This is a genomic window from Sorangium sp. So ce296 (assembly GCF_051529605.1).
GTDB classification, from domain to species: Bacteria; Myxococcota_A; Polyangia; order Polyangiales; family Polyangiaceae; genus Sorangium; species Sorangium cellulosum_D.
This window is the reverse complement of sequence record NZ_CP150325.1, coordinates 154630-181013: the sequence shown is the minus strand read 5'-3', so window position 1 is coordinate 181013 and position 26384 is coordinate 154630. Positions and strand designations below refer to the sequence as shown.

The following is a 26384-nucleotide window of genomic DNA, read 5'->3' as shown; positions in this document are numbered from 1 at the left end:
TCAGTCTCCCGCGCTCAGGAAGCGGTCCGACTGCTCGAGCTCCTCGTCGAGCGCTGCGATGGTCCCCATGTCGTCCACGGAGGGCCCTTGCTGGACCGAGACACCGGCGTCCGACAGGTGCAGCCCGAAGAAGCGCGCGTCGACCTCTCCCTCTTTCTGTGCGAGCAGCATCTCGATCTCGCGCAGCAAGAACAGGCTGTGCGTCGCGATGAACACCTGGATGCCGCCGAGGCTCAGATCGACGATGCTGCCGGCGACCTTCTTGATGATGCGGGGGTTGAGGTTCGCCTCCGGCTCGTCCCAAAACAGGCACCCTTTGTCGAGCAAGGCCCCTGTCGCGATGAGGCGGGCGAGCATGCCGAGCTTGCGGAGGCCTTCCGCGACGAGCGGCATCTCCATGCGGCCGGTCGCGCTGCGAAAGTAAAACCGACCGTTCTTGTCGAGCTCGATCGCCCCCCCCATCGCCTCCTCCAGAGGGTCAAGGAGCTCCCGGACGCGCTTTTCCTTGGCGCCCCTCTTGAGCGGCGCGCCGAGGAGCACGCAGGTATCGCGCCATGTCTCCTCGAACTCGAGATAGTGGTTCTCGTACACGGACACGAAGCCTGGATAGATGGTGAGGAGCTCCCGTGTGGGCAGGTAAGCCGGCGCCGCGTCGACCCAGTCGGTGGGGAGCGCGTCGATCGATACGTCCGACTTGCTCTGCGTCGAGAAGCCGAACGAGATATCCCAGGCCTCGTTGGTGCAGGTCATCCGCACGTCACAGCGCTCACGACCTTGCTTCCGCCGGGCGAGGCGTCCCAGGGCCTCCGGGCGGAACACGCTGACGAGCTTGTCCGCGAGGCGGGTCTGCAGAGCCGCCTTGGTCGGGGGTGCGGCGTGCGGCTTGCGCCCCTCCTCCCAGCTTGTGGCGAGGATGGAGTAGGCGAGCTTCAGCGCGTGCGTCTTTCCCGTGCCGTTCTCCCCAACGAACACGTTCAGATGCTGCCCGAAGTCGAGATCCGCCTCGCTGAAGACGGTGAAATTCTTGACATGAAGCGACTTGATCATGTCTTGCCTTCGAAGAGCTCGAGCTGGTCCTTCGTTTCCGCGCCGTTCGTGACGCCTTCGAGCTTCAACGTGTTTCCCCTTCCGATCGAAGCGACCATGCCGCGCGGCGACGCACCGTAGCCGGACCAGCCTCGCCCAACAAGGGCCGACCACCGGGGCGCGGCGCTGGACAGCGCGAACCGCCCCCTGAACAGCAACCTCGAGGCGTGACGCTGGAGGCTGGCCGGCGGCCACGCGCACCCATGTGAGCCTCGAACGTCGCTGTGGTCGCCGTGCGGCCGGAGCTCCCGGCCCTCGAAGCGGCTACTCCGCCACGCGCTCGGGACGGTAGTACGTCAGCCCGCGCTGGCTCAGGACCACGAGCTCGTCCCCCACGAAGCACAGCTGCCCGAGGTCTTCCCGGGGGAGGTGCACGCCTCCTGCGGTCGTCACGGCGCCGAGCAGCGCGCCGTCGCGCGACGAGTAGACGACCATCTGCTCGAAGAGCCCGGCGACCCAGATCTCCCCGGCGCGGTGCGCGACGCCCTGGCTGCGCACCTCGGGGCTCCCGGCGAGGAACCGCTGCTCGATGCCGCCGTTCTGCGTCGACATCCGATAGACGTGCCCGGTGGTGCTCGACAGCCACAGGTGCTCGCCATCGAAGGACAGCCCGGTGGGGCCGAGCTCGGTGGGCGCCGAGAGCCTGCGGAGGATGCGGCCGGTGTCCGGGTTGACCTGCACGAGCTCGTTCGTGGTGCCGGCGATCGCGATCCAGATCGCGCCGTCGACCCAGGCGATGCCGTGCGCGGACGTGCCCTGCGCGCCGATCAGCGCCGGCAGCGGGTGGGCGCGGAGCGGCGTGCTCGTCGCCTCGTCGAGCTCGTAGAGCACGTGCCGGACCTCGTTGCTCGAGAGCAGCCAGAGCCTGCGCCCGTCGTGGGTGACGCCCACCGAGTTGCCCATCGCGGGGGCGACGTTCCGGCGCGGTACGATGCGGTAGACGGCGCGGAGGCTGCCGTCATGGCCCGGCCACCCCGCGTCGAGCGGGATCGCCTCGGCGCGGGACCCGCCGTCGGCGACGCCTGGCCGCCCGGCATGCGGGGAGTCGCTCGCGACCCCGCCGTCCGGCAGGGCCCGGGTCGGGGCCACGTCGGCATGCTCCGCGACGCCGCACGTCGACGACGCCCTTCCGGCGAAGAAGGCCAGCACCAGGGTGCTCAGCCAGAGGAGCCGCGCCCGGCGCTCGAAGGTCATGAGCGCGCTCAGCAAGAGCGGCCATCGCGGTCGTCGATGGTTCATGGATTCATCAACTCCAGCAGCGAGCGATGAAATCTAGGATGCGACGGGGAGGAGGCCAACGTGAATCGCGCCGCGCACCGGCGGAAACCGGCGCGGATTTCTTGCTCGGCGTTCACGCGCGCTGAACAGCCCTCGGTTCCGAGTCGCGATCCGCCACCTAAAACGCGTGCGTCACGTTCACGGCCACGCTCCGCCCCACGACGGGAACGTCGAAGCCCCCGAATCCCGGCTCCGAGCGCCGCTGGTCGAGGAGGTTCTTGACCGATACGCTCGCACCCGTCTCCGAGCCATCGCCGAGCAGATCCGCGCGCACGCTCGAGATCGTGGCGTCGAACGTGGCATAGCCCGGCAACGCGTACGGCTCGCTGTCGTTGAGCAGGACGTTGCCCTGGGCTGCGCCTCGCGCGCTCACGAGCTTCGCGTGAACATTGATGTTGACGTGGGCCTCCGGGATCCGGACGTCCAGGCCGCCCAGCGCGAAGACGAACGGAACCAGCGGGAGCTCCGTATCCATCTCGTAGACAAGCTCCTCACCCTGCTCGGCGCGGGCGACGCGGCCGTTCGCCGCGACGCTCACGTAAGGCGCGATCCGCTCGTGGGCCAGCCGCAGGCTCAGCTCGGCGCCGGCGTGCACCTCGTCGCCCTGGTTGCGCCCCACGAAGTTCGCGCCGTGCGACGTGAACTCGATACGATCCTTGATCTCCTGCACGTAGGCGGCGGCCTCGAACAGGAACATCGAGAGCCCGCCGCTCACCACGACCTCGGCGGATCGAACCGCCTGCGGCCGGAGCGGCGGCGCGGACGGCAGCGTCTCGCTGCCGATCACGTTGTTGCTCCGCCCGAAGCCGGTCAAGCCGTAGAGGAGAACGGCCGACGGCGCCTGGTAGGACCGCCCCACGATCAGCTTGGTCACCAGGCTGTCGTGCCAGCGGTACGCCGCGGAGGCCCGCCAGGACGCCTGCGCGTCCCAGTGGTTGGGCTTGTCGAGCCGGACGTTCGCCGAGAGGTGGAGCCCCTCCAGCCCCGGAGGCCGGCTCACCTGGATCTGCGCGAAGGCCCCGCTCGTCGAGAGCATCGCGGCGCGCAGATCCGCGCCGGAGACCAGGTCGACCTCGTCGCCGCTCGCGTGGCCGCCGACCTCGGCCCGGTAGATCTCCGTGTAATACAGCACGTCGGCGAGATCGACGATGGAGTCCGCCCCGCCGCTCACGGTGATCGCCTCGGACAGCGACGCGTCGACGCGCGCCCCCATCTGGAACGTGGTCGACGCGAAATTGCGGCGGAACGAGGTCGCGCGGACGCCCGTGAGGAACAGCTCCTCCTCCCGGGTCGGCGCGCCGCGCGAGACGCCCGCCGAGAGCTGCGTCGCGAGGCGCGGCGTCCACGCCTTGTCGTGATGGACGCTCGCCCACGCGTTCTGGAGCGAATGCCGGGAGGCGTGGGTGAGCGCGGAGTTGAGCTGGAACTCCCCCATGGAGTCGAGCCGCTGGACGCCCCCCTGGACCTTCAGGCTGCCCAGGGCGCCGGCCTCGACGCTCAGCTGGGCGTAAAAGCTCGAAGGCGCGGCGATGTCGTCCCGGCTCTCCTCGGCGAAGAACGGCGCGTACGCCGGGAGCTCCGGGCGCTGCCCGGGGAACGTACGCTCGATCCGGAGCCCCGAGCGATCCGTGCGGTCGAAGCCGTACGCGGCGAGGACGCCGAAGCCGCCCGCCGCCTGCTGCGCCAGGAGGGTCCCGCCGTAGCCAGGTTGCTCCGAGATCCAGTTGCCTCGCGCCGACAGCTCCGCCCCCGAGGCGCCGCCGCGGGCGTCTCGCGTGATGACGTTCACCGTGGCGAGGAACGCGTTGGCCCCGTACAGCGCTGATAAAGGCCCCTTGGCGATCTCGACGCGCTCGACGCACTCGATCGGAATGTACTCCGGCCCGAGGAGCGCCGTCAGATCGGGCTGGAAGATCACGGAGTGCCCGTTGATCATCACCTTGACGATCCGCGAGCCCGCGCGGAGCCCGCCGGTCACGCCCCGCACGCCGACGGAGGGGAGCACCAGGTCGTCGATCACGTAGAGCCCCGGGGTGTTCGCGAGCACCTCGGCGAGCGAGCGCCACCCGCGCGTCCTGATCTCTTCCTTGCCGATGACCACCAGGTTCGCGGCGGCGATCGAGCGATCCTCCGCCTCACCGCCGCTCGCGGTGACCACCTGGACGTTGAGCAGCTCCTCCAGCGACATCTGCGCCAGGGCGTCCGTCCCCTGGATCGAGGTCGCCGCCGCCCGCGAAGGCGGACCGCCGGCCGGCTGCGCGCCCGCGCCGCTCGCCGCGCCGCCCACGAGCGCCGCCACGCCCACCGCGACTCGAACCGGAACCGCGCGACGCCTCATGATCCCACCCCACGAGCTCGGGTCACCGGTTCCGGATGAGCGGACACCTGGGCTGCACGCAATCGAAGATGGCGATATCCCGGAACGACCGCTGCTCGATCGTCCAGTGCGCGACCTTCATGAGCACATCGCCCTGGGGATCGAAATCACAGCTGCCGGAGGCGCCCTCGTAGTTGATGGGCTCGCCCCGCGCGACCCGCGCGATCGCCTCCGCGAACCCAGCCTCGCCGGGGCGGACGACGGCCCCGGCGGGCGCGTTGATCTCGCTCAGCGCGTCGCGGATCTGCGCCGGGGCCACGTCGGTCGGGTCATCGAGCCTCGCGGACGCGACCAGCGACGCCAGCATGAGCACGGCCGCAGCGTCGTAAGCGACCGCGTCGAACGCCCCGACCTCGACCGCGCCGGCCACCCCCAGCGCGTGGACGAACGCCTCGCCGGACGGCCCCGGCTCGAACAGGACCGGCGACGTCCCCTCCTGCCCGTCGGCGGCGCCCCCGAGCCCCTCGATCACCTGCGCGCGCCGAAACGTGTCATGGTGCAGCAGCGGAATGGGGGCGCTGTAGTTCTTCGTCACGTTGATGTTGTGACCGGAGTTGGACGCGTCGATGATGACGTCCGGGGGGCTCCGGCGCGCGGCCTCGCCGATCGTGTTGCCTTCCTCGTCGGTCAGCTCCGTGACGTCGTCGACGAGGCGCTTGAGCTCGTCCGCGAAGTTGTAGTCCGTGGGCACGCCCCCGGTGCCGCTCGGCACGTAGAAGATGCCCTCGATGACCGGCGCGGGCGCGTCGCGAGGGCGCACGGCCTCGGCGGCGGTGGCGAGGGCAGACACGTAGCCGACGCCGAAGGCGTTCTTCGTTCCGAGGACGGAGATCTTGAGGTGGTCCTTGTCGGCGATGCCCTTCCTCAGGAGGATGTTCATGACCACCCGCGTCTGGGGCAAGGCGCTCATGGAGGTGCGGAACACCCACCCCTCCTCGTCGCGGCGCGCCGCCCGCACGAGCGGGTCCTCGCTCCGGTCGTCCGGGTTGTTCAGGAAGGGCGACGAGGCCGCCATCGACACGGTGGGGACGCCGATCCGCCGCGCAGGATCGGGGTCGTAGATCAGGCTCGCCACGCCCTCGGTGTTCGGGCTTGAGTCGAGCACGAGCGCCTTCGCCCCGCCCGAAACGAGCTCCTGCGCCAGCGAGATGGCCAGCGATCTCGTGTTCTTGGAGTCCCGCAGCGCGAAGTCGAAGGCCAGGTCCTCGTAGCCCGCGCGCTGGAGCGCGACGTTCATCTGGTCCTGCGCCATCGCGATGGCCGAGTACCAGTTCGGGTTGGCGATGTCGCCGGTCCGGTCGACGATCCCCCCGAGCTGGAGGACGTTCTTCGCCCCGGGCTCCTCGCCCGAGCATCCTACCAGCGCGGCGGCGATCATGAGGATCAACAGGTTCCGCATGGTGTCTCTTCAGCGCGTGACGCTGCTACGGAGCGTCGTCGGGATGCCGCCAAACCTGGGGGTGGTGACCCGGCGCACCGCCGTCCAGCGGTCGCTGTTCCCCCCCCAATGTCCCCCTAAGGACCCGATCTGTGCACATACACAGTTCATGGGCGCGCGGCAAGCGGTTTCCGTCCCACGCGCTGGGCGGCGAGCCCTCCGCAGGCTCGCGCGACGCCGCCTACAGAGGGGTGAACGTGCACGCCCCGCCGGCGCAGACGGCCCTGGACGCCAGGCACGCAGGCGTGCCGTAGGGGCAGCCCATCCGCCGGTGCTCGCGGCATACGGTCGCGTTGAGGTGGGAGATGACGCGCCTCATCTGCTGGACGCCTGCCCGGTGGATCACCTCGCCACAGGTGCCGCCGCAGTCGGTGCTCGTATCGACCATGACGCAATCGTTGTCGGTGGCGCATGCCCGGTGAGCGGCCCGGACGCGCTCCACCTGGCTGGATGCGTGGGCATGCCACCGCTGACAGGCCTGCCAATCCACCTCCCGCTCGTCCTCCGCGACTTCCATCGTGTCGGCGAAGCCCGCGATCACGAGCGAGAAGGAAGCCACGGCAAGGAGCGCAGAGGTCCCCAGGCGAATCCGGATCGTATTCATGCTGCCTCCATCGCGCGCGCGCTCGTCTTCGCCGGCGATGCGGGAGAATCGCGCGGGCACTCGCTTGTCATGGAGCTCCATCCGCGGGAACGGGAGGCGTTCGACGCAGCGACGCGCGAGCGCCTGACGAGCGACGCCGCCGCCGCGCGTGGTCGGTCGGGCCGACGCCCCGCTCCACGCGCTCACGGGCGCGCCGCCGCCGATGGGCACGCTGGCGCACGCTTCCTCGCTCCCGCGCGGGTTGCGCGCCCTCCCCGCCGTGAGGGGCACCCTGGTGATCCTGCACGTGTAGCTCCATGAGAGACCATGGCGTGGACACCGGGTCCGGAGGAGAGCTCATGAAATTTCCGATCGCTCCTGGGTTGGGGTTGATGGTCCTGGTCGCCGGCATGACCGAAGCCGGACCGTCCCTGGCCATACCGAACCCGGCGTCGGTCTTCTGCGAGGAGGTCGGCGGGCGATTGATCATCGTCCGCGAGCCTGGTGGAGACGTCGGCATCTGTCGTTTCTCCGATGGTTCCATCGTCGAGGAGTGGACGCTCTATCGCGCCGTGCGATCGCGCGAGGGGGGCAAGGCCCTGCGCGAATTCGTGAAATCCACGGCCGCGCCGCTCCCGGGGGCTCATGCCACCTGGGCTGAGCAGCGATGTGCTGCCTCTGGCGGGCAGGCGCAGACGTGGTCCAGCGTCGGATCCCCCAGCGTGTCGGTGGCGATGTGCTCGTTCGACGACAGAACCGCCATCGGCGCCTGGACGTTGTTCGGCGGAAGGGGCCGTTACCCGGTGCTCGCCGCGGTGCTCTCCCGCGGTCGCTGAAATCGCCTCCGCGAAGCCGCCGTTGGCCTTGGCCGCCGCGGCTACGCCGCGCCTCACGAGGCGGCGAGCGCGACGCCTCCGGCGGCGCGTCCGCCGCGCCCCCTCCACGCGCCCCCGACCCCCGGAAACGTGGCGACTGCCGCCGGAGTCAGACGGATCGACCCTATGGCGCTGGACAGCATTTGGGCCTTGCGGCGCAGAGCCGATCCGTGAGATTGTTCGTGGGGCAGGACACAAAAGGCGACGAGCTAAACAGACCTGATCGGGCCGCTCCGGTTGACCACTCGACCGATAGTCAGGGCGAGCGCGTCCTCGTCGTTCTCGGGTGGGCCGCCGCAAAAATCATGCATTCGTGGCAAGGACGACCAACCCGCACGAGCTGCCATCAGAGCCAAGCTCGCCGGCTTCCAGTTCGGGTACGTCCTCGGCCACGGCTCCGGATAGTCCGGGGTGGCGCCACGACCAATTCGCTGAGCGCGCTTCGCAATCGGAAGGTTGGCGTCTGGGCGGTCCGGCCGGCGCCATCACCTGCCTTGGCTTCGCCAAGCTCTTGGCTCGCCCAAGCTATCGTCCGCGTCCGTCACCCCAGACGCGCGGTTGTGTGGCCCGCGGCTTGGACGACCATCCCGGCTTGACAGTTCATCGCTCGCGCAAGCCGGCGCGAGTTGGTCGAACGCTACCCGGGAGGCGCGCCCGACGGCGCGCCCCCGCGAAACATGGAGGTATGGATGGAAACGACGGCGTTTCGTTTGATACTCGATGCCACTATCGACTGCGCGAAGCGCAGCCTGCAAACGATGCCACACTGCACGTACCGCGAGTATTGTTCGTGGATCCTGGACGCGGACGACTCGCTCCGCGACGGGTGGCTCCAGCTCGCCGGTGTCAACGGGTTGATCCGGCTGACCGTGGGCTTGCTCGACGGCATCGTTCGCGGCAATGAATGGGAGCGCCTCGCAGGCTACGCGGCCAGCATCAACGTTCAGCAGATGTACGAGGTCGTGTCGGACAACCTGGCGATCGGCCTCGCCCACCCGAGGGAAGGCGACGACCAATTCGCGACGCGGCGCGCGCTGCTGCGCGCGTTCGACGGCGCGATGATCGAGCGGCTCAAGGGCTCACCGCGTTCCGCGCAGCAGTTGCTCCTACCTGTCGAGCCGATGGCGCGCCGCGTCTCGGCGTTCGAGCAGAGCCTCAGCCCTGACAAGCATCGAGCGCTCGCCGACGCCTTCTTGTCCGAACGCGCTGGGGTGTCGCGCGAGGAGCTTGAGTATTCGCTGTGGCCGAGCCTGATCGCGAACGTGGAGACGACGTACGAACTCGCCAGGACGACCGCCTCCTGCCGCATGGGCGAGATGGTCACGCAGGGGCTGATCTCTCGCTACGAGGGGGTTGACAGCCTCCTGGAAGAGCCACGCATGACGTTCTCTGAGCGGCTGCGCGCGAGCACCGGTGCGATCATGGTCATCCCCACGCTGGCCTACTACGTGGCGGTGCTGGTTGAGATGATCAGGCCCAGTTCGGGGCTGTCGATCGCCATCGACGAGGGGCTCCTGACCAGCGCGCTCCATGACGCTGCCTTGCAGGTGCGGCTGCTCAACGACGTGGGCCCACGCCTCCTGGCGCAGACCGACGGGGAGCGCCGGGCCCTCATGGACAGCCTGAAGGCCAGCGCCGCCCGCTCTGACGCGCGGACGCTCGACGCGCTGCTGCTCGAGTCATTGAAAAAGTGGGCGCCGCTGTTCACACGTATACGAAAGGATGTCCTGCACCGGGAGTTCAACCTCTGCGTACACGACTACAGCACGGACGTCGCTGATGCGCTGCCGGTGTTCGAGGAGGAGCTCGCCTGCGCCGCGCGGGAGTACCACCGGTCTCGCGCTCGCCTGGCAAGCAGCACGAGCGAGATCGACGCACTGCTCGGCGACGCGGCCGTGGGCCGGATCATTCGCCGCTTCGTCGATTTTCACGAGACGCTCTACATGCGGGATTATGACGACCCGCTGGGTGAGTATGCCGTCTGAGCAGCCCGAAGGAGCAAGCGCCGATGATCCATGTATATCCCCCCGGTCCGCGTGGTCGTCCTATCATTGGCTCGGCCCTCGAACTCATGTACGCTGGCCTCCCGTTCCTCTCCGGGCTCGCTCGCTACGGCGACCTGACGCACTTCAAAATAGGGCCCATTGACGCGTACCTGCTGAACAGAGCGGAGTACGTTCATGACGCGCTCGTCAAGCGAGGGGACATCTTCTACAAGGACAGGCTGATGGAGCTCGCCAGCAAGAAGTTCCTTGGCGCGCCGCTCGTGCTGAGCAACGGCGAGTCGCGTCGCCGCAAGCGCAAGCTGCTCCAGCCCGCCTTCAACCACAAGCGGCTGGAGGGCTACATGGCGATCATGACGCGGCACGCCGATCTGCTGATCGAGCGCTGGAGGCGCGCCGACAAGGTGGTCGCCGAACGCGAGATGATGGAGACCACGCTGAGCATCGTCTGCGAAGCGATCCTGGGCTCCGACGTATCGGAGCACATCGACGCGATCGCCGAGGCGATGACCCTCTTCCAGAAGACACTCGCGCTCGAGCTGCGCGGAGCCCTCGTCGTCCCCGACTGGCTGCCCATCAGGCACAAACGCGAGATGAAGCGCGCAATTCGGATCCTCGACAGCGTGGCCCGCCAGATGATCGCCGGGCGCCGCGCGCGAGGGGGAGACGGCGGTGATCTGCTCTCGATGCTGATCAACGCGACAGGCGACGACGGCGCATCGATGAGCGATGGGGAGGTGCGCGACGAAGTGCTGGCCATACTCATGGCTGGGCATGAGACGACAGCAAACCTGCTCACGTGGGCGCTCTACCGGCTGGCGCGTTGTCCGGAAGTAGCAGAGAAGCTGCAGCGGGAGGTCGACGAGGTGCTGCAGGGCAGGACGCCCACGCTGGCCGACCTCCCGCGCCTTGGCTATCTCGACATGCTCGTGAAAGAGACGCTGCGCGTGTACCCGCCGCTCTGGCTCACCAGCCGCTCGCCCATCGAGGACGTCATGTTCGGCAACTACACGGTTCGCGCCGGCAGCATCGTGTTCATCTGCCCGTACCTGATCCACCGCGACCCGCGATACTTCGAGGCCCCTGAGCGGTTCGTCCCGGAGCGGTTCGAGATCGGCTTCGAGAAGTCGCTCCCCCCGCTCGCTTACCTGCCGTTCGGCGCAGGGCCGACCGTCTGCATCGGCCAGCACTTTGCGACCATGGAGGCAAAGGTCGTCCTCGCCAGGATCGCGCAGAGCTACACGGTTCGTTTATCCCGGGACGGCGATATCACGCCGCGTGCCCCGGTGACGCTCCAGCCGTCCAGGCCCGTCGAGTTGACGATCGTGAGACGACCGACGCGTAACTTCGCATAATCTCGCTCGCTCTCCCCGGGCCCGCGATGCTCGTGCGACGGACCCTCAGGCTTGGCGGCTCGCCTTCGCGTCGAGGATCCGCTTCAGGTTGTCGAAGTAGCGCTCGTTGACGCGCAGGAGATACCACTGGAAGACAGGACCGGTGAGCCTGAAGAGCAGCCCGTCGGCGCGGACGGGCGCGAGCATGCGGACCCGCGTCCCGCCGTCCGCCGCGGTGAAGCGGTACTCGGCCTCGAAGCGGACCGGGCCGGAGCTCGTCTCCAGGCGGAACATCTCCGGCCGGTCATGTGCGGTTACCGCGAAATCGATGTCGAAGCGGTGCCCCATGAGCCTGCACCGCTGCCGGTACTTGGTGCCCACGCCGTGCGCGGTCGTGGACATGATCGTCGTATCGAGCACGGACTCCCACCAGTCCGGGTCGTTGCGCGGATCGGTCATGTAGTCGAACGCCACTTCTCGCGGGCAGGCGACGACGCGGCTGATGTCGACGTACAGGGCGCTCATCACGCCCTCGCGAGGTCAAGGCTTCTGGGCATGAGCCTGCTTCTGTTGCTCCCCATTCATCATCCCGATGCAGAAGGCGAGCGCGGCGCGCAGGTTCCGCTGCGTGGGGATCTGCGACAGATCCAGTCCGAGCTGGACCATCGTCATCGCCACGTTCGGCTTGATGCCCGCCACGACGCCCTCGGCGCCGAGCAGCCGGATCGCGGTCACGAGCTGGATGAGGTTGCTGGCCACGCTCGAATCGACGATATCGACGCCTGTGAGGTCCAGGATCGCATAACGCGCCTGCTTGTCGACGATGCGCGTGAGCAGCGCGTCCAGGACATCGGCGGTCCGCATGCTGTCGACGACGCCGACCAGCGGCAGCGTCAGCACCCCGTCCCACACCTCGATGATCGGCGTGGACAGGTTGCGGATGACCTCCTGCTGCCGCTGAATCTGCATGAGCTTGTTGCGAACGTCGTCCTCGGCTCTCCGCAGCTCGGTGATGTTGAGCGTCAGCCCCGCCACCATCTGAATTGCGCCATCGGCGTCGAACACGGGGGAGAACCAGCTCTCCCAGTGCATGTCGTGCGCGCTGTTGTACGCGTGCATCTGCTTCCCGGTGAGGGCCTGCTTCAGGTTCTCGGCGATCTCTGTGCCGGCGTAGACCTGGAAGACGTCCATCCCGAGCAGCGCACCCCGCTTGACGCCGGCCTGCTCGATCCCCTTGCCGTCATGGTAGATGAAGGTCCCCTGCGGATCGACTGCCCAGACACCGATGTCCATCTGGTCTGCGATGCAGTCGAGGAGCTTGGCCTTCATCCTCGCCGTCGATGCGCCGTCCGTGGTGCCGCCGGCGACCCGCCGGAGCGACCCATGGATGGCGTCCCCCTCGGGCGACCGGCGCAAGCTGTACGACATGGGCGCATAAGCTCCCCGACCGTCCTGCACCCGCACGTCGAGCTGCACGGGATCGCCACCGCTCCGCAGCCGGGCAAGGGTGGCCTCGACGGCGTCGCGCTCCTCGGAATGGGCGAGGGCCAGGAGCGACGTCTCCTGATCCGGCGCGAGCCCCACCGCCTGCCGCAGGCTGTCGGTGCAATGCAAGAGCTCGCCGTCGAGCTTCGCGACGAAGAGCATCTCTGGGCAGGAGGCGAAGAACGACCGGATCGACTCTGTTGCTGGGGAGTTACTTGGGAGCACTGGCTTGTTGCTCCGCAGGAAAGCAATGAAAACCTGTAATGTCAAGGCGAGGCTCACATCTGCGTGGACGGACGTGAGACCCGCTGTGCACGTTGCCGCTCCTTCGAGAGCGACCTGCGTCGCCGACTTTTCCACATGTCGAGAATCCGCCTTCGTCCAACGACATCCGGAGCGTCGCGCCCGAGGTCGCGCCCTGTCGCTGGAGAGGAAGGGTGCTGGTCGCGGGGAAACGCAGGAAGAGGGTCGATCGTCTCTGCCTGCCACCCGCCTTCGTGGTCCCCTCCGACCACCGCCCTCACGAGGCGGCGATCGCGGCGGCGACGCCGGTGGAGAGCGGCATGCGCGGTCGCCAGCCCGTCGCGGCGCAAAAGCGGCGGGGGTCGCCGACGAGCCACGGGAGCTCGTCGGCGCGCGGCGGACGGGCGCCGAAGTCGAGGAGGGACTCCGGCGCGCCGAGCTGCCGCGCGACCTCGAGGCAGACCTCGCGCACGCTCGTGGGGCGCCCCGAGCAGACGTTGTAGGCCGCGCCGTGCTCGAGCCCCGCCGTCGTCGCGCCGAGCAGCAGCGCCTCCACGACGTCGTCCACGAAGGTGAGATCGCGGAGCTGCGTGCCGGGGGTGAGGTCGACGCGCTCTCCCGCGCGGAGCCGGGCCGCGAGGTACGGGATCAGGCGATGGGGCGCCTCGCCAGGGCCGTAGACGCCGAAGAGGCGGAGCGTCACGAGCGGCACCGAGAGCGCCCGCGCCACGGCGCGCCCGTAGTCGTGAGCGGCGGCCTTGGCGGCGCCGTAGAGGTCGGCGGGCGCGCGCGCCGCGGCCTCGCCGACGAGCTGCCCCTCGACGACCGCGCTGTACTCCGAGCACGAGCCCGTGAAGACGACGCGCGCCCCGCCCCAGCGGGCGGCGGCCTCCAGCGTCGCGACGAGCGCCCCGACGTTGCCCTCGAGGAGCGCGTCCGGCGCGCGCTCCCTCGGGTTCACCCCGGCCGACGCCAGGTGGAAGACCGCATCCGGCGGCGCGTCGCCGACCGCATCGAGGAGCGCGTCCCGCGTCAGCCGCTCGAGCGGGAGCTGCCGGAGGCGCTGGCCCGGCGAGGGGCGCGAGAGGCGCGCCCACCCCGAAGGCCGCGCGGGCGCCGCCGCGACGACGTCGCACCCGCCCGCGAGGAGCCGCCGGACGAGCGCGGCGCCGATGAAGCCGGTCGCGCCCGTGACCACCGCCTTGCCGAGCCTCACGCGAGCCCCGTGGCGAAGCGGAGCTGCTCCTCGACGAGGGAGCGCGCGCGCCCGCGATCCTCCAGGTAGCGCGCGTACCACGCGCTCGTGAGCTGGATGGCGCGATCGGTGTCGAGGAGCGGACGCCAGCCGAGCCGGGATCGCGCCTTGCTGCAGTCGAGCCGCAGCGCGCCCGCCTCGTGGAGCCGCTCGCCGTCCGAGGGCTCGGCCAGATCGAGCGAGCCCCGCCCGAGCGCGCGGACGATGGCCTCCGCGAGCCGGTGCACCGTCGTCGGCTCGGCGTCGTCCGGGCCGAAGTTCCAGGCGCCGCCGTACCCCGCCGGATCGTCCCAGAGCCGGCGCGCGAGGAGGAGGTACCCCGAGAGCGGATCGAGGACGTGCTGCCAGGGGCGCACGGCGCGCGGGTGCCGGATGCGCGCGGGCTCGCCCGCGGCGACGCTCCGGACGATGTCCGGCACGATGCGGTCCTCGGCCCAGTCTCCGCCGCCGATGACGTTCCCGGCGCGCGCGGTCGCGAGCGCCACCTCGCGCCCGTAGAACGACCGCCGGTAGGCCGAGGCGACGAGCTCCGCGCAGGCCTTGCTCGCGCTGTACGTGTCGTGGCCGCCGAGGGCGTCGGTCTCGCGATAGCCCCAGACCCACTCGTGGTTCTCGTAGCACTTGTCCGTCGTCACCACGACGACGACCCGCACCGACGGGAGGCGCCGCGCCGCCTCGAGCACGCGCGCCGTCCCGAGGACGTTCGTCGCGAAGGTCTCCAGCGGCCGCGCGTACGATCGCCGGACGAGCGCCTGCGCCGCGAGGTGCAGCACGATCTCCGGCCGGGCCTCGGCCATCGCCCGCTCGAGGTGCCCCTCGTCGCAGATGTCGCCGAGGATCGAGGTGACCCCGTCGCCGATCCGCGCGTCGGCGAAGAGGCTCGGCGCGCCCTCCGGCGGGAGCGCGTAGCCGGTGACGTGCGCGCCGAGCAGGCGCAGCCATGCGGTGAGCCAGGAGCCCTTGAACCCCGTGTGCCCGGTGACGAACACGCGGCGGCCCGCGTAGAAGTCGAGGTGCTCGCTCATGACCAGGTCCTCCAGGGCGCGCGGCCCTCGTCCCAGAGCCGCTCGAGGAGGCGCTTGTCGCGCAGGGTATCCATCGGCTGCCAGAAGCCCTCGTGCTGGTAGGCCATGAGCTGCCCGTGGGCGGCGAGCCGCTCGAGCGGCTCGCGCTCGAGCGGCGTCGCGTCGTCGCACTCGAGGTACTCGAGCGCGCCGGGCTCGAAGACGAAGAAGCCCCCGTTGATCCACCCAGCCTCGGCCTGCGGCTTCTCGGCGAACGCCGCGACCTCGCTGCCCCGGAGCTCGAGGACGCCGAACCGCGCCGGCGGGCGGACCGCGGTGATCGTCGCGAGCTTGCCGTGGGAGCGGTGGAAGGCGACGAGCTTCGCGATGTCGATGTCCCCGACCCCGTCGCCGTAGGTGACCATGAACGGCTCCCGCCCGAGCACGCGGTCCAGCCGGCGGATGCGCCCGCCCGTCTGGGTGTGGAGCCCCGTGTCGATGAGCGTCACCCGCCAGCTCGGGCAGTGGACGCCGAGCGCGTCGACCTCGCCGCTCCGGAGGTCCACCGTGAAGTCCGCGCGGCGCGTCCGGAGCCCCGCGAACCAGTCCTTGATGACGTCGCCCTTGTAGCCGCAGGCCACGACGAAGTCGTCGAAGCCGTGGGCGGCGTACATCTGCATGATGTGCCAGAGGATGGGCTGGCCCCCGATCTCGACCATCGGCTTCGGCCTGTCGGCGGTCTCTTCGCTGAGCCGGGTGCCGAGGCCGCCGGCGAGCAATACGGTCTTCATCGCTGAACCTCCTGTGCGTGGCGGGTCTGCGCCGCGAGCGCGCGGCGCACGGCGCCGGCGACCGCGGGGTCGTCGGCAAAGGCCCACGAGAGCGGCTCGTGGGTCACGGTCGCGTCGCTCGCGACGTGGAAGAACAAGAGCGCCTTCACCGCGGGGTGGCGCTCGGCGAAGCCCGTCAGCGCCTCCTCGTACCAGCGCGCGCGATCCCCGCCGGCGGCGAGCGTGCCGAGCTCGGCGATCATCATCGGCTTGCCGAGCGGCGCGAGGCGCTCGTAGTGGCGCGCGAAGAGCTCCTGGAACGAGGTCCACTTGGACCAGCGGACGGCGGTCCCGTAATTGAGGACGCCCGTCGCGACCCAGTCGGTCCACGCGTTGCCCGGGTAGTACTCCCAGTAGTTCTCGTACGAGACGCTCGGCGACCACACCCAGAGGACGTTCGCCGCCCCCGCGGCGCGGAAGCGCCCGACGACGTGCCGCCACGCGCGGATGAACTCCCGCGGGTCCGGGTTGTTCGCCGGCCCCCACGGGTAGCGGTAGCCGTCGTTCATCTCGTGCGCGAAGCGGAGGAGGATCGGGTGCCCGTACTCCGCCGCCGCCTGCGCCCAGCGGTCGACGTAGACGTCGTACTCGCCGTCGGCGATGTCGGTGAGGCCGCCCTGGTCCCGCGTCGCCGCCGGGCGGAGCGACGCGTCCAGGCGCTGGAACGCGCTGAGCCACGGCTCCCACGTGATCACCGGCACCGAGCCCACGGCCCAGATGGCCCGCGCCGCCCGGCTCGGGAAAGCCTGGTCCGCGCCGTCGCCCCAGGCCGCGTAGATCTGCGTGAGGAGGAGCGTCTGGCCCACCGCCTCCTCGAGCGCGAGGTACCCGCTGACGTCGCGCGGCAGCCCTCCGTCGTGCGCGCCGTGGAGGAGGCGCGCCGGGGCGCGGAGGTCGTCCAGCCTCCGCGACGCGAGCTCCGCGGAGAGGCGGGCGAGCCGCGCGTCGCGCTCGGGGCCGGCGGTCCAGGAGAGATCCGCCGTGGCCACGGCCGCGCTCGCCGTGCCGAAGGCCGACGAGAGCCAGGTCTCGGCGGGCGCCCGCGCGTAGGTCGAGAAGAGCACCGCGAGGGCGGCTCCGGTCGTGGCGGCAGCTGTCAAGGCGACGCGGTGGGAGCGCTTCATCGTGATCCTCCGAGGGGGGTCGTGGCGGTGTTGGCGGTCGCGGCGTCGAGCGCGGGGAGCCGCTCCCAGGGATCGATCGCCGCGCACCCGCCGCGCCGCGCGGCCCAGGCGATCGCCCCGCTCATCGACGCGGCCCCGAGCGCGCCGAAGAGGACCATCGCCCAGTAGGCCTCCGCGTCGCTCCAGCGCTCGGCGAGCCCGTGCGCGGAGGTGCGGAGCCAGAGGCTCGCGCCGATCGTGACGAGGAACGAGGCGACGACGAGGAGGTGCGGCCACGCGAGCGGCAGGAGCCGGCCGCCGAGCCCGCGCTTGGGCGTGGGCACGTAGCGGACGAGGCGCTTCGCGACCGCCAGGACCACCCCGAGCGTGTAGATGGGAAAGGCGGCGAGCTTGAGGAGGAGGGCGCGCCAGTGGAGGCCGCCCTCCGTGGCGCGGTCGCAGAGCCACCGCTGCCCGTAGACGTGGAGCGCGACCGCCGCCGCGACGACGGGGGCGCCCGCGGCGACGAACCCCGCCGGATCCGCGTGCATGGGCCGGAAATCGCCCCAGAGCGCGGCGAGCGGCAGGACGAGGTACGTCAGCGTGGCGGGGCCCGTGAGGTAGTACGTGCCGATGGCCACGTAGGAGAGCCGCTGGCGCGCGCTGAGCTGCCAGAAGCGCGGCACGACCTCGGCGAAGAGCGCGTCGACCGCGCCGGTCGCCCACTTGAGCTGCTGGCCGAAGTACCCGCCGAGGTCGTCGGGCACGAGCCCGCGGCTGACGATCTCCGGGACGTAGACCGAGCGCCATCCCGCCGCGTGGAGCCGGACGGAGGTCATGAGGTCCTCCGCGAGCCCCACGGCGTGCCCGCGGATGGACGCGAGCGCGGCGCGGCGGAAGGTGCAGTTGGCGCCGATGGCGACCGCGCAGCCGAGCCCGTGGAGCCCGAGCTGCATCGGCCCGTAGAACCCGTAGGTCTGCTCGGCCGCGCCGCGGGCGATCGGGGAGTCGGCCTGGTTGTAGTAGCCCTGCGAGACCTGCACGAAGCCCACGCGCGGGTCGTCGAAGTGCCCGAGGACGCGGTCGAAGAGCTCCGGGAACGGCAGGTGGTCCGGGTCGAGGACCAGGACGAAGTCCTCGGTGGTCCGCGCGAGGGCCGCGTTGATCTTGCCGGCCTTGGCGCCCGGGACGCCGCTCGAGTCGAGCCACACCGCGCCGTGCCGCGCGGCGAGCGCGCGGAAGCGCGGGTCGCCCGTGCCGTCGAGGAGGTACGTGCGGTGCGGGTAGCGGACGCGGGCGAGCGCCGCGAGGGTCGCCTCGAACATCGCGATGGGCTCGCCCGGCGCGGCCGTGGTGAAGACCGCGACGGAGAGCCCTTGGGGCGCCGGGCGGTGCTCGACGCGGTCCAGCGCGAGGTAGCCGATCCAGGCGAGGACGATGCGGCCGATGCCGTACCAGACCGCGATCGACAGCGCGACGAAGGCCGGGAGGTGGGCGACGTGGCGCTCCTGGAACCAGAAGCTCGCGAAGCCGGCGACCCCCGCGAGCCCGAAGGCCGCGATCGCCCAGACGATCATGCGATCGACGAGCCGCACGGGCGCGGCCGACGACCACCGGAAGAGCTCCGGATCAAAGCGGGAGCTCGAGACGAAACGCCGCGTCATGGAACCGGTAATAGAGCTGGTGGTTGTGGTGGTAGGTGACGCCCACGCGGGCGCCCCCGAGGTCGATCGAGGCCCCCGCGCGGAGGTCGACGTAGGCGCCGTCGACGCGCGAGGTGACGCCCCAGGCGAGCGCGGTCGGGTCGAGCTCGCTCCCCTGCACGGCGACGTCGCCGCTCGCGTCGACGCGGAGCTTGCCGAGCGAGAGCGCCGCGACGACGATGGGCCCGTGGCGGCGCGCGCCGAGGGGGGTGAAGTACGGCGCGTAGGCCTGCGCCGCGAGCGACCAGCGCGAGCGCGAGGTGTCGGCCCAGGCCGCCCCCCACCCGGCCTTCAGGCTCAGCGCGCCGCGCAGGAGCGGCGCCACGGCCCAGCCGTAGGCCGTGAGGCCGCGGTTGTTATCGGAGTACCAGCGCCCCTCGCCGCGGAGCTCTCCGTTCCAGCCGTTCCAGTCGTCCACGGCGAGCGCGCCGCCCGCCGCGGTGACGGAGACGTGCTCGCGGATCGCCGCGTGGGTGTCGAGGAGCTCGTCGCGGCGCGCCGAGGCGCGGAGCCGCAAAGGCGAGAGCCAGCGCCCCTCGATCTCGGCGCTCCCCGACACCTGCGCGCTGCCGTCCGCCCAGATCCGCCCGAGGCCCGTCGCGACGACGTCGAGGTCGGCCCGGGCCGGGCGGAAGAGGAGCCCCACGAGCCCGCCCACCGCGTGGGCCGGCGTCGCGCTGCCGCCGAGCTCCGCCGTCTCGCGCGGGGCGCGCGGGTACCAGAGGCCGATCGCGCGGAGCCGCAGCTGGAGGCTCGCCGCCGGCCAGAACGACACCCCGGCGCTCTGCGACAGGCGAGCGAGCGGCTGCGTGTCAAAGAAGGCGCGCGTCTCGAGCTCGAGGCGCGGGGCGAGCGCCGCGTCGAGCTGCCCGCGCAGGGTGCCGGCGTCGCGCGCCGCCTCGCTCTGCGCGGGGACCCGCGCGACGAGGGCCTCCGCCGCCGCGTAATCGGCGATGGCGAGCCGCTCCTGCGCCTCGGCGACGTGACGCCAATCGCCGGGGAGCGGGCGCGGCGCGGCGCCGGCGGCGCCCGCGAGGGCGGCGGCGGCGATGAAGCAAGAAGCGAAGGCGGAGAGGCGCATGGCAAGGAAGGGGGACATCGCGTCCCAGTCGCCCCCAAGGGGCCGCCTCCGCCTCCGGACGGCTCACCGGAGCGCACGAAAACGATCGTGAGCCGTCTCGGGCCCCTGCCGGTCCTTTGATGCAGAGCTGTGCCCGACCGCATCGAAGCCGCCCCGTCCCGCAGCGCCGAGCCTCGGCTCGGCGACCTCGCCGCCTCCCGTCGCGGAGGCCGCCATGGCTAGCGGCTCACGCTCGCCGCTCCCGCACACCGCGAGCCGCGCCGGCCCCGCGCCGGGCGGCGGGCAGCTCGTCGCGCTGCCGGTGGAGCGCGACGACGCCGAGCTGCTCCGCCGCCTCCAGCGCGGCGACCCCTGGGCCAAGGCGGTCCTCTTCGAGCGCTACGGCGCCCTCGTCGAGCGCATCGCCCGCCGCGTCCTCGGGACCGAGCGGCACACGACCTTCGCGGACGTCGTCCACGACGCCTTCGTGTCCGCCTACGCGAGCGTCCACCAGCTGAGCGACGCGGCGGCGCTGACGTCGTGGATGAGGTCGGTCGCGGTCCACACCGCGTGCAAGAGCATCCGCCACCACAAGGCCCGGAGCTGGCTGCGCTTCTTCTCGCCCGAGGACCTCCCCGAGCCCCCGGCGCGCGGCGCCGACGCGGAGCTCCGGGAGGCCCACGATCGGACCTACCGGCTGCTCGAGTCGTTCCCGCTCGACGAGCGCGTCGCCTTCGCGCTGCGCTACATCGAGGGCATGGAGCTCACCGAGGCGGCGGCCGCCTGCGGCGTGTCGCTGGCGACGATCAAGCGGCGGATCGCCCGGGCCGAGGCGCGCTTCGTGAGCGCCGCCCAGCGAGACCCCGTGCTCGCGACCTGGATCGAGGAGGGCACCCGATGGAACCCGTGACACGACGCATCGAGACCCTCGGGTCCGAGGTGGCCCGCACCTCCGACCAGCGCGCCAGGCCGGGCGAGACGCTCGCCGCGGCGCGCGCGCGGCTCTTCGCCGCCGAGGCCGAGGCCCGGCCGCGCCGGGCGCGCCCCGCCGTCTGGGCCGCCGCGGCCGCCGCGCTGCTGCTCGCGGCGGGCGGCGCCGCGCTCTTCCGCACGGCCTGGGCGCCCGAGGGCGGTCCCGTCGCGGCCACCGCGGGAGCGCCGGCGAGCGCGGGCCCGAGCGCGGGCGCGCGGGTCGAGGCGCGCGACGCGCCCCTCGCCTTCACCTTCGCCGAGGGCACCTCCGTGCGGCTCGACGCGGCGTCCGCGCTGGAGGTCCTCGCGACCGACGCGCGCGGCGCGGAGCTGCGCGTGGAGCGGGGCGGCGCCGACTTCCACGTCGTCCACCGGAGCGACACGCGCTGGGTCGTCCACGCCGGTCCCTACGCGGTGCGCGTGACCGGGACGCGCTTCGAGGCGCGCTGGGCCCCCGAGGCGCGGCGCTTCACGCTCGCGCTCGCCGAGGGGAGCGTCGAGGTGACGGGCCCGGAGCTCGGGACGGCGCGGCTCTCGGCCGGCGATCGGCTCGACCTCACCGCGCCGAGCGAGCCCGCGCCGAGCGAGCCCGCGCCGAGCGAGCCCGCGCCGAGCGGCGCCGCCGCGGCCCCCTCGTCCGGCGCGCCCGCGGCGGTCGCGGCGCCGCCCGGGGATCGCGACGCGCGCGCGCCGGCGCCCGGCGCGGCGGACACCGCGCCGCGCTGGCAGGCGCTGGCGAGCGCGGGGCGCCACCAGGAGGCGCTCGCGGCCGTCGAGCGGCTGGGGCTCGACGCCGTGCTCGCGCGGGCCGCGCCCGACGAGCTCCGGCTGCTCGCCGACGCCGCCCGCTACGCGGGGCGCCCGCACGCCGCGCGCGCCGCGCTCCTCGCGCTGCGCCAGCGGCACGGCGCGCGCGGCGACGCGGCGTTCCTCCTCGGCAAGCTCGCCGCCGATCAGCTCGGCGATCCTGGCGACGCGCTGTCCTGGTTCGACACCTACCTCCGCGAGGCGCCGGGCGGCGCCCTGCGCGAGCAGGCGCTCGGGCGCAGCCTCGAGCTCCAGCAGCGGCGCGATCGGGAGGCCGCGCGCCGCGCGGCGCTCCGCTACCTCGCCGAGTACCCCCGCGGCGCCTACGCGCCCCTCGCGCGCTCGATCGCGGATGCGCCCTGAGCTCCACCCTGCGCGCCGCGCCGCCGCCCGCGCCGGCCTCCGCCTCGCGGCGGTGCTCGGCGCGCTGCCGGCCCTCCTCGGCGTCGCGCGCGCGGCGCCCCCGCCGGCCGCGGAGGGAGCCCTCGCCGGCGCCAGCGCGCCCGCGCGGGCCACGGTGGCCCTCTCCGGCGACCCGGCGGACGCGACGTTCCAGCGGGTTCGCGACGAGCTCCGCGCGCTCGGCGTGCGCATCACCCCCGGCGGCCCCGGGGAGGCCGACGCGCGCGAGGGCGCCGACGCGCGCGTCGTCGTCGCCCGCCGGCGCGCGACGATCGCCCTCGCCGCGCGGCACGGCGGCGGCGAGCTCGAGGTCGCCGTGCGCCGCGGCGATGGCCCCGAGGTCCTCGCCCTGGCCGCCGTCGAGCTGCTCCGCGCCCGCCTCCTGCACCGCGACGCCCCCGCCGCTCCTCCTCCGACCGGCGCCGCCGCCGCCGGCAGCCAGGACCCCCGGCCCTCGAAGGCCGGCCCCGCGAGCGGCCCCTCCGCCAGCCCGGCCGCCTCCGCGGCGGCCTCCCCCGCGCCCTCCGATGTCCGCGCGCCCGCGTCGCGCTCCCCCGCGCTTTCCCAGCGAGCCGACGACGCGAGCCCGCCCGCGCGCCTCGTCGCCTCGGTCGGCCCGACGCTGCTCTTCGCCTTCGGCGACGTCCCCCCGACGCCGGCGCTCTCGATCGGCGGAACCGCGATCTTCCGCGGCTGGTACGTCGCGGCGGGCGCGACCACCACGCTCGGCGGCGCCTCCTGGGATGTCCCCGGCGGGCGGATGGAGCACGGCGTCGCCCTCGTCGGCGCCACGGCGGGCGGCGCGCTCTCCTTCGCGAGCGGGCACGGCCTCGCGACGCTCGGGGCTGGCGCGTCCGCGCTGCGCCTCCATTACGAGACGCACGTCCCGTCGCCGGTGTTCGACGGCCCCTCCGGCGCCTCGTGGGCGGCCGTCCCGCACCTCGAGGCGGCCGCGCGCTGGTTCATCCATGATCACGCGGGCGTTCGCCTCGGCGGCCTCGCCGGCGCCGCGCTTCCCAGCATCGATATCCCGTACCCCGAGCGCAATGCCGGCAGCTCGAGCCCCGCCGCCGACGCCACCCCCTATGGCCGCCTGCTCCTCGCCGTCTCTCTCTCCCTCGAGGCGCGCCTCTGAGGGCTCGGGCCGCCGTGCATCGCATGCGTGGCCCGGCGCCCGGTCCCGCGCGCCGCGCGGACGCGCGAGCTCGGGGGTGCGCCTGCTTGGCCCGACAACACTGCGACACTATCGCACCCGCGTCTTCTCACGGGAGGCGGCACAATGCAGTGCATTGCGGAAGAAGGCTCGAGATCCCCCTGAAACCGTCTGGTCGCGCTCGTTTTTTTCGTGCCATCATCGCCCAGTGAACGTGGGCCCGCCCAGCACACCGCCCGACCCGGGGCATCACCTCTTGCTCGAGCTCGGGCGCGGGGGAACTGCGCAGGTCTTCCTCGCCGTGCAGAGCGGCGCGGAGGGCGTGGACAAGCTCGTCGTCCTGAAGTTTCTCAGGCCCGATCTCCTGGACAACCTCGAGATGCGGGAGATGTTCATCAACGAGGCGCGGTTCTCCGCGCGCTTGAACCACGCGAACATCGTCCAGACGAGCGCGATCGTCCAGACGACGCGGGGGGCCGCCATCGTGATGGAGTACCTCGAGGGCCAGTCGCTCTCGATCGTGCGGTCGCGGGCGCGCACGAAGCTCCCGCTGGAGATGCACCTCCGGGTCATCATCGACGCGCTCCGCGGCCTTCATTACGCCCACGAGCTCACCGGCTTCGACGGCGAGCCGCTCAACGTGGTGCACCGCGACGTCTCGCCGCACAACGTCTTCGTGACCTACGATGGCCAGGTCAAGCTCATCGATTTCGGCATCGCCAAGCTCACGGGCGGGAGCGTCGAGACGGCGACGGGGGTGATCAAGGGCAAGATCGGGTACATGCCGGCCGAGCAGATCGAGGGGGGCCCCATCGATCGGCGCGCGGATCTGTACGCGGTGGGGGTGATGCTCTGGGAGGCCGCGACGGGCGAGCGGATGTGGAAGGGCATGACCGACATCGCCATCATGCATCGCGTGCTGAACGGGGAGCTCCCGAGGCCGCGCGACGTCAAGCCCGACGTGCCCGAGGAGCTCGAGCGCATCATCCTCAAGGCCCTCTCGGTCGCGCCGGAGCAGCGCTATGCCACCGCGGCGGAGCTCGAGGCCGATCTCGAGGCGTTCGTCGCGGGTATGGCCCCCGTGACGAACCGCGACATCGGCAGGTTCGTCTCGCGCGAGTTCGAGGACGTGCGCGCGGAGACGAAGCGCATCATCGGCCGTGAGATGGTGCGCCGGGGCGCCACGGCGCGGGCATCCATGCCGGTCGACACCCTGTCGCCGCCGCCGCTGGATCAATCGCTCGCGCGCGCCGGCTACAGCACGATCACGGGCTCGGACTCGAAGCTCACGGACGAGCAGGGGCCGGCGCCGCGCCCGTGGCTGAAGCGGGCGTCCCGCTCGCTCCTCGCCACGGCCGTGGTGGGGATCGGCTGCGGCATCGTCCTGGCGGCGGCCATCACCCGTTCCCCGCGCTCCGCGCCTGCGTCCCTGGACGCCGCTTCGTTGTCGGCGTCGCCGCAGCCGTCGCTCGCGCCGCTCGCGCCCGCCGTCGTCCCGGCGTCCGGGGCGCCGTCGGGCGCCGGCGTCGCTGCGGCGGCCGCCGCGCCTGCGGCTGCGAGGTCGGGCGAGCCGTCGGCGGGGTCGGCGGAGCCGACCATCGAGCCGGCCGAGCTGCCCGAGCCGCTGGCCGATTCGTCCGCAAAGCCGGCCGACCGGTCCGCGAAGCAGCCCAGGGGGTCCGCGAAGCAGGCCAGGCCGTCGGCGAAGCATCCCGAGCCGCCGGCAAAGGAGCCGGCCGCGCCTGGTGGCGCCGCCGCGGCGACGGCGGACAAGCCCACGCCCGCTGCGCCGGCCAGCGCGACCAGCGCGAATTGCGACCCGCCCTACACCATCGACGCCGAGGGGATCAAGCGATTCAAGGTCGAGTGCATGTGAGATCGCGTGTCGACACCACGTCGGGTACGGGAGCGCTCTCCGCGCTGGCCCTGGCCGTGATGGGCGGCTGCGGGGCCTGCGGCGACACCGGAGCCCAGGGCGGCGCCGGCGGGCCGGCGGCGGCGAGCGTGGCGTCCGGCTCCGCGGCGGGCACCGGAGGCGCGGAGTCTGGCGCAGGCACCGGAGGGGCGGGCGCCGGCGGAACGAGCACCGGCGCAAGCGCCGGAGGGACGGGCGCCGGCGGGGCCGGCGCCGGGGAAACAGGCCATGGCGGAGGCTCCGGGGGGGCGAGCGCGGGAGTCGGCTCCGGGGGAGCGAGCGTGGGAGTCGGCTCCGGGGGAGCGAGCGTGGGAGTCGGCTCCGGGGGAGCGAGCGTGGGAGTCGGCTCGGGCGGAGCGAGCACGGGCGCGGGCACCGGCGGAGCAGGGGATGGCGGCGGCCCCGGGGAGCCGGAGCGTCCGGTCGCGCTCGATATCAGCGGAGACGTCCAGGGAGTGCACGACCCGTCGATCATCCGGGCGGGGGATCGCTATTACGTCTTCTCCACGGGCCCCGGGATCGCGATCCGCACCTCCACCGACCTCGTGCGCTGGGACTCCGCCGGCTCCGTGTTCAGCGACACTCCCGACTGGGTCGCGAGCGCCGTGGGCGACGTCGACGCGCTCTGGGCCCCGGACATCTCGACCTGGGGCGGGCTCTATCATCTGTATTACGCGGCGTCGTTCTTCGGGACGAACCGCTCCTGCATCGGCCACGCGACCCGGGGGTCGCTCGACGCCCCGGAGACCCGCTGGCTGGATCACGGCGCCGTCGTCTGCAGCGAGGGCACCGATTACAACGCCATCGACCCGAGCGTCGTGATTGACGAGCGGGGCACGCCCTGGCTCGTGTTCGGGAGCTTCTGGTCGGGGCTCAAGCTCATGCAGCTCGACCTCGCCGGCGCTCCCGTCGACGGGACGCTCACGTCGATCGCCGCGCGGCCGAGCACCGCGATCGAGGCGCCGTTCGTCGCGAGGCGCGGCGATTATTATTACCTGTTCGCCTCGTTCGACACCTGCTGCGTCGGCGCGAGCAGCACGTACAAGATCATGGTCGGTCGGTCCCGGGCGCTCGCCGGTCCTTACGTGGACAGGCTCGGGAATCGCATGCTGAGCGGCGGCGGCTCGCGCGTGCTGACGAGCAGCTCGAGGTGGCGAGGGCCTGGCAGCAACGGCTTGCTCCAGGCCGGTGAGTCCTGGTATCATATCTATCATTCGTACGACGCCGACGCGGACGGCATGTTCGCCCTTCGCGTCGCCGAGATGCGCTGGAGCGCCGACGGCTGGCCGGAGTCCGGCGGGCCGTGAGCCGGCATGCGAGGGTGGCCGATGCGTCGGTTCGAGGCGGGGAGCCGGGCCCTTTCTTCTCTGTTCCCGTCTGTTCCCGTCTGTTCCCGTGGGGGTCGTGGTCCTCGGGCCACGGCAGCGGCATCGCAGGCGTCCGCGGGGCGTCCATCGTGGTTGGGAGGTGACATGAAC

General features: G+C 72.0%; 21 protein-coding genes. 8 read left to right on the top strand and 13 right to left on the bottom strand.

All coding sequences use genetic code 11. The features are described from left to right. The 5 genes from WME98_RS00730 to WME98_RS00710 form a co-directional block, all read right to left on the bottom strand. Positions 1-1047 carry an AAA family ATPase gene (locus tag WME98_RS00730; RefSeq protein ID WP_437949441.1) on the bottom strand — a complete coding sequence of 349 codons (1047 nt, stop codon included), beginning with the start codon at positions 1045-1047 and terminating at the stop codon, positions 1-3. Positions 1048-1350: 303 nt separating this feature from the next. Beyond that, a complete protein-coding gene (locus tag WME98_RS00725) occupies positions 1351-2325 on the bottom strand; it encodes a YncE family protein (RefSeq protein ID WP_437949440.1) in 975 nt (324 codons plus the stop codon). 157 nt (positions 2326-2482) lie between these two features. Further along, positions 2483-4663: a TonB-dependent receptor plug domain-containing protein gene (locus WME98_RS00720; RefSeq protein ID WP_437949439.1), complete on the bottom strand. Its 2181-nt coding sequence runs from the start codon at positions 4661-4663 to the stop codon at positions 2483-2485. 61 nt (positions 4664-4724) lie between these two features. Then, on the bottom strand, positions 4725-6140 hold the full coding sequence (locus WME98_RS00715) for a hypothetical protein (RefSeq protein ID WP_437949438.1): 1416 nt from the start codon (positions 6138-6140) through the stop codon (positions 4725-4727). Positions 6141-6360: 220 nt separating this feature from the next. Then, entirely contained in the window at positions 6361-6783 is a 423-nt protein-coding gene (locus WME98_RS00710) for a hypothetical protein (RefSeq protein WP_437949437.1), read from the bottom strand. Between the two features lie 338 nt (positions 6784-7121). Here WME98_RS00710 and WME98_RS00705 point away from each other — a divergent pair, with 338 nt between their 5' ends. The 3 genes from WME98_RS00705 (at position 7122) to WME98_RS00695 (ending at position 10995) form a co-directional block, all read left to right on the top strand. Beyond that, on the top strand, positions 7122-7598 hold the full coding sequence (locus WME98_RS00705) for a DUF333 domain-containing protein (protein WP_437949436.1): 477 nt from the start codon (positions 7122-7124) through the stop codon (positions 7596-7598). Positions 7599-8326: 728 nt separating this feature from the next. Continuing rightward, on the top strand, positions 8327-9622 hold the full coding sequence (locus WME98_RS00700; RefSeq protein ID WP_437949435.1) for a hypothetical protein: 1296 nt from the start codon (positions 8327-8329) through the stop codon (positions 9620-9622). 23 nt (positions 9623-9645) lie between these two features. Beyond that, positions 9646-10995: a cytochrome P450 gene (locus WME98_RS00695; RefSeq protein ID WP_437949434.1), complete on the top strand. Its 1350-nt coding sequence runs from the start codon at positions 9646-9648 to the stop codon at positions 10993-10995. Positions 10996-11040: 45 nt separating this feature from the next. On the opposite strand, the gene WME98_RS00690 is transcribed toward WME98_RS00695, so the two are convergent. The 8 genes from WME98_RS00690 to WME98_RS00655 all read right to left on the bottom strand — a co-directional run bounded on the left by WME98_RS00690 (position 11041) and on the right by WME98_RS00655 (position 19696). Continuing rightward, on the bottom strand, positions 11041-11499 hold the full coding sequence (locus WME98_RS00690) for an SRPBCC family protein (RefSeq protein WP_437949433.1): 459 nt from the start codon (positions 11497-11499) through the stop codon (positions 11041-11043). Between the two features lie 15 nt (positions 11500-11514). Beyond that, positions 11515-12741, bottom strand: a complete 1227-nt coding sequence (locus WME98_RS00685) for an STAS domain-containing protein (RefSeq protein ID WP_437949432.1) — start codon at positions 12739-12741, stop codon at positions 11515-11517. A gap of 238 nt (positions 12742-12979) precedes the next feature. Next, entirely contained in the window at positions 12980-13918 is a 939-nt protein-coding gene (locus tag WME98_RS00680; RefSeq protein ID WP_437949431.1) for an NAD-dependent epimerase/dehydratase family protein, read from the bottom strand. Continuing rightward, complete coding sequence (gene rfbG / locus WME98_RS00675) at positions 13915-14982, bottom strand: CDP-glucose 4,6-dehydratase (RefSeq protein ID WP_437949430.1); 1068 nt, start codon at positions 14980-14982, stop codon at positions 13915-13917. Before rfbG ends, WME98_RS00680 begins: the two co-directional genes overlap by 4 nt. Next, positions 14979-15752: a glucose-1-phosphate cytidylyltransferase gene (gene rfbF, locus WME98_RS00670; RefSeq protein WP_020737752.1), complete on the bottom strand. Its 774-nt coding sequence runs from the start codon at positions 15750-15752 to the stop codon at positions 14979-14981. Before rfbF ends, rfbG begins: the two co-directional genes overlap by 4 nt. Further along, positions 15749-16915, bottom strand: a complete 1167-nt coding sequence (locus WME98_RS00665; protein ID WP_437949429.1) for a glycoside hydrolase family 26 protein — start codon at positions 16913-16915, stop codon at positions 15749-15751. Before WME98_RS00665 ends, rfbF begins: the two co-directional genes overlap by 4 nt. After that, entirely contained in the window at positions 16912-18558 is a 1647-nt protein-coding gene (locus WME98_RS00660) for a glycosyltransferase family 2 protein (protein WP_437949428.1), read from the bottom strand. The genes WME98_RS00665 and WME98_RS00660 overlap by 4 nt, the downstream gene beginning before the upstream one ends. Then, entirely contained in the window at positions 18524-19696 is a 1173-nt protein-coding gene (locus tag WME98_RS00655) for a hypothetical protein (protein ID WP_437949427.1), read from the bottom strand. The genes WME98_RS00660 and WME98_RS00655 overlap by 35 nt, the downstream gene beginning before the upstream one ends. A 196-nt stretch (positions 19697-19892) precedes the next feature. On the opposite strand from WME98_RS00655, the gene WME98_RS00650 reads away from it, so the two are divergent. The 5 genes from WME98_RS00650 to WME98_RS00630 all read left to right on the top strand — a co-directional run bounded on the left by WME98_RS00650 (position 19893) and on the right by WME98_RS00630 (position 26213). After that, positions 19893-20567, top strand: coding sequence for an RNA polymerase sigma factor (locus WME98_RS00650; RefSeq protein WP_437949426.1), 675 nt, complete (start codon positions 19893-19895; stop codon positions 20565-20567). Then, positions 20555-21799 (top strand): FecR domain-containing protein, encoded by a 1245-nt coding sequence (locus tag WME98_RS00645; protein ID WP_437949425.1) that lies wholly within the window; start codon positions 20555-20557, stop codon positions 21797-21799. The genes WME98_RS00650 and WME98_RS00645 overlap by 13 nt, the downstream gene beginning before the upstream one ends. Continuing rightward, positions 21789-22973, top strand: coding sequence for a hypothetical protein (locus WME98_RS00640; RefSeq protein WP_437949424.1), 1185 nt, complete (start codon positions 21789-21791; stop codon positions 22971-22973). Before WME98_RS00645 ends, WME98_RS00640 begins: the two co-directional genes overlap by 11 nt. Before the next feature lie 226 nt (positions 22974-23199). Further along, positions 23200-24867, top strand: a complete 1668-nt coding sequence (locus WME98_RS00635) for a serine/threonine protein kinase (protein ID WP_437949423.1) — start codon at positions 23200-23202, stop codon at positions 24865-24867. 374 nt (positions 24868-25241) lie between these two features. Beyond that, complete coding sequence (locus tag WME98_RS00630; RefSeq protein ID WP_437949422.1) at positions 25242-26213, top strand: arabinan endo-1,5-alpha-L-arabinosidase; 972 nt, start codon at positions 25242-25244, stop codon at positions 26211-26213. Positions 26214-26384: the final 171 nt, after the last annotated feature.

What these genes read in the sequence shown, in the direction of transcription:
- WME98_RS00730 (WP_437949441.1), bottom strand. Translation starts at nt 1,047, where the DNA reads ATGATCAAGTCGCTTCATGTCAAGAATTTCACCGTCTTCAGCGAGGCG.
- WME98_RS00725 (WP_437949440.1), bottom strand. Translation starts at nt 2,325, where the DNA reads ATGAACCATCGACGACCGCGATGGCCGCTCTTGCTGAGCGCGCTCATG.
- WME98_RS00715 (WP_437949438.1), bottom strand. Translation starts at nt 6,140, where the DNA reads ATGCGGAACCTGTTGATCCTCATGATCGCCGCCGCGCTGGTAGGATGC.
- WME98_RS00710 (WP_437949437.1), bottom strand. Translation starts at nt 6,783, where the DNA reads ATGAATACGATCCGGATTCGCCTGGGGACCTCTGCGCTCCTTGCCGTG.
- WME98_RS00705 (WP_437949436.1), top strand. Translation starts at nt 7,122, where the DNA reads ATGAAATTTCCGATCGCTCCTGGGTTGGGGTTGATGGTCCTGGTCGCC.
- WME98_RS00700 (WP_437949435.1), top strand. Translation starts at nt 8,327, where the DNA reads ATGGAAACGACGGCGTTTCGTTTGATACTCGATGCCACTATCGACTGC.
- WME98_RS00695 (WP_437949434.1), top strand. Translation starts at nt 9,646, where the DNA reads ATGATCCATGTATATCCCCCCGGTCCGCGTGGTCGTCCTATCATTGGC.
- WME98_RS00690 (WP_437949433.1), bottom strand. Translation starts at nt 11,499, where the DNA reads ATGAGCGCCCTGTACGTCGACATCAGCCGCGTCGTCGCCTGCCCGCGA.
- rfbG (WP_437949430.1), bottom strand. Translation starts at nt 14,982, where the DNA reads ATGAGCGAGCACCTCGACTTCTACGCGGGCCGCCGCGTGTTCGTCACC.
- rfbF (WP_020737752.1), bottom strand. Translation starts at nt 15,752, where the DNA reads ATGAAGACCGTATTGCTCGCCGGCGGCCTCGGCACCCGGCTCAGCGAA.
- WME98_RS00665 (WP_437949429.1), bottom strand. Translation starts at nt 16,915, where the DNA reads ATGAAGCGCTCCCACCGCGTCGCCTTGACAGCTGCCGCCACGACCGGA.
- WME98_RS00660 (WP_437949428.1), bottom strand. Translation starts at nt 18,558, where the DNA reads ATGACGCGGCGTTTCGTCTCGAGCTCCCGCTTTGATCCGGAGCTCTTC.
- WME98_RS00655 (WP_437949427.1), bottom strand. Translation starts at nt 19,696, where the DNA reads ATGTCCCCCTTCCTTGCCATGCGCCTCTCCGCCTTCGCTTCTTGCTTC.
- WME98_RS00650 (WP_437949426.1), top strand. Translation starts at nt 19,893, where the DNA reads ATGGCTAGCGGCTCACGCTCGCCGCTCCCGCACACCGCGAGCCGCGCC.
- WME98_RS00645 (WP_437949425.1), top strand. Translation starts at nt 20,555, where the DNA reads ATGGAACCCGTGACACGACGCATCGAGACCCTCGGGTCCGAGGTGGCC.
- WME98_RS00640 (WP_437949424.1), top strand. Translation starts at nt 21,789, where the DNA reads ATGCGCCCTGAGCTCCACCCTGCGCGCCGCGCCGCCGCCCGCGCCGGC.